This is a genomic window from Streptomyces sp. MK37H (assembly GCF_018035285.1).
Taxonomy (GTDB): domain Bacteria; phylum Actinomycetota; class Actinomycetes; order Streptomycetales; family Streptomycetaceae; genus Streptomyces; species Streptomyces endocoffeicus.
In genome coordinates this window covers 1-2,025 of record NZ_JAAAYH010000766.1, presented here as the reverse complement: position 1 = coordinate 2,025, position 2,025 = coordinate 1, and the positions used below count along the sequence as shown (strand labels likewise).

At 68.8% G+C, this 2,025-nt stretch carries 2 protein-coding genes; both read left to right on the top strand.

From position 1 onward, the window contains the following. Positions 1–1,168 (top strand): RNA polymerase sigma factor (locus GWI24_RS43685; protein ID WP_210951559.1); only part of this gene is annotated, 1,168 nt, incomplete at its 5' end. Positions 1,169–1,371: 203 nt separating this feature from the next. Continuing rightward, positions 1,372–2,025 (top strand): trypsin-like serine protease (locus GWI24_RS43680; RefSeq protein WP_210951558.1); only part of this gene is annotated, 654 nt, incomplete at its 3' end.

Sequence of the window (2,025 nt, the reverse complement as noted above, 5' to 3'; positions counted from 1 at the left end):
GAAGGCCGCCGCCAAGAAGACCGCGGCCAAGAAGACGGTCGCCAAGAAGGCCACCGCCGCCGCCAAGAAGACGGTCGCGAAGAAGTCCACCGCCAAGAAGGACGTCACCGACGAACTCCTCGAGGGCGAGGACGTCATCGAGGAGGCACCGGGCAAGCCCGGCCCCGAGGGCGCCGAGGCCGAGCCGGAGAACGCGGGCTTCGTGCTCTCCGACGAGGACGAGGACGACGCCCCCGCGCAGCAGGTCGCCGCGGCCGGTGCCACGGCCGACCCGGTCAAGGACTACCTCAAGCAGATCGGCAAGGTCCCGCTGCTCAACGCCGAGCAGGAGGTCGAGCTCGCCAAGCGCATCGAGGCCGGTCTGTTCGCCGAGGACAAGCTCGCCAACTCCGACAAGCTGGCCCCCAAGCTCAAGCGCGAGCTGGAGATCATCGCCGAGGACGGCCGCCGCGCCAAGAACCACCTCCTGGAGGCCAACCTCCGTCTGGTGGTCTCGCTGGCCAAACGCTACACGGGCCGCGGCATGCTCTTCCTGGACCTCATCCAGGAGGGCAACCTCGGTCTGATCCGCGCGGTCGAGAAGTTCGACTACACCAAGGGCTACAAGTTCTCCACCTACGCCACCTGGTGGATCCGTCAGGCGATCACCCGCGCCATGGCCGACCAGGCCCGCACCATCCGTATCCCGGTGCACATGGTCGAGGTCATCAACAAGCTGGCGCGCGTCCAGCGTCAGATGCTCCAGGACCTGGGCCGTGAGCCCACCCCGGAGGAGCTGGCCAAGGAGCTCGACATGACCCCTGAGAAGGTCATCGAGGTCCAGAAGTACGGCCGTGAGCCGATCTCGCTGCACACCCCGCTGGGCGAGGACGGCGACAGCGAGTTCGGTGACCTCATCGAGGACTCCGAGGCGGTCGTCCCGGCCGACGCGGTCAGCTTCACCCTGCTGCAGGAGCAGCTGCACTCCGTGCTCGACACGCTCAGCGAGCGCGAGGCGGGCGTGGTCTCGATGCGCTTCGGCCTCACCGACGGTCAGCCGAAGACCCTCGACGAGATCGGCAAGGTCTACGGCGTGACGCGTGAGCGCATCCGTCAGATCGAGTCCAAGACGATGTCGAAGCTGCGCCACCCGTCCCGCTCCCAGGTCCTCCGCGACTACCTGGACTGATGCGGACCGCGGCTTCATAGCCGCCTTACAGCGGAAGCGGTACAGCGCGAAGGCCGGGCTCCCTCCGAGGGAGCCCGGCCTTCGCGGTGCGCGGTACCAAGTCCCCCGGAGTCCTGTTCCCCGCTTGGCCCACTCGGGATGCGCTTCGCGACGGAGAGGGTAACGCTGAGTATGCGTCTTGCTCCGTATGGTCAGGAGGCCGCATGCCTAGGTCGCCCCATTCGCTCCTCATCGCCCTGGCGGTGCCGCTGGCCGCCGCGCTCGCGATAGTGCTCACCGCGCCGGCCCCGGCGACGGCCGACCGGGTGGTGATCGGGGGGCATCCGGCGCGTACGGTCGAGGCGCCCTGGGCGGTGGCCGTGGCCAGTCGTGAGCTCTTCGGGGGCAAGAGGTCGGGCCAGTTCTGCGGCGGGGCGGTGGTGGGCCCCACAACGGTCGTCACGGCGGCCCACTGTCTGAGTCGTGGGGTGCTGGGCAAGGACTGGCGGGAGGTACGGGACCTGAAGGTGATCATCGGTCGCAACGACCTGCGCAAGAAGGACGGGGTGGAGTACCCGCTCGCGCGGGTGTGGGTCAATCCGGCGTACGAGGGCGACAACAGGGCCGGGGACATCGCGGTGCTCACCCTGGGGGTCGCGGTGCCCGCGGCCTACACCATTCGTATGGCGGCCACCGGAGACCAGGCGTACCGGCCGAGTGAACGGGCCGCGGTGTACGGCTGGGGCGATACGGAGGGCGATGGCACCTATGCCTCATCGCTGCGCACCGCGACGGTCCGGGTGCTGGCCGACAGCGTCTGTGAGAGCGCCTATCCGGGCAATGCGGAGGGGGACTATGACCCGCGCTCCATGGTCTGC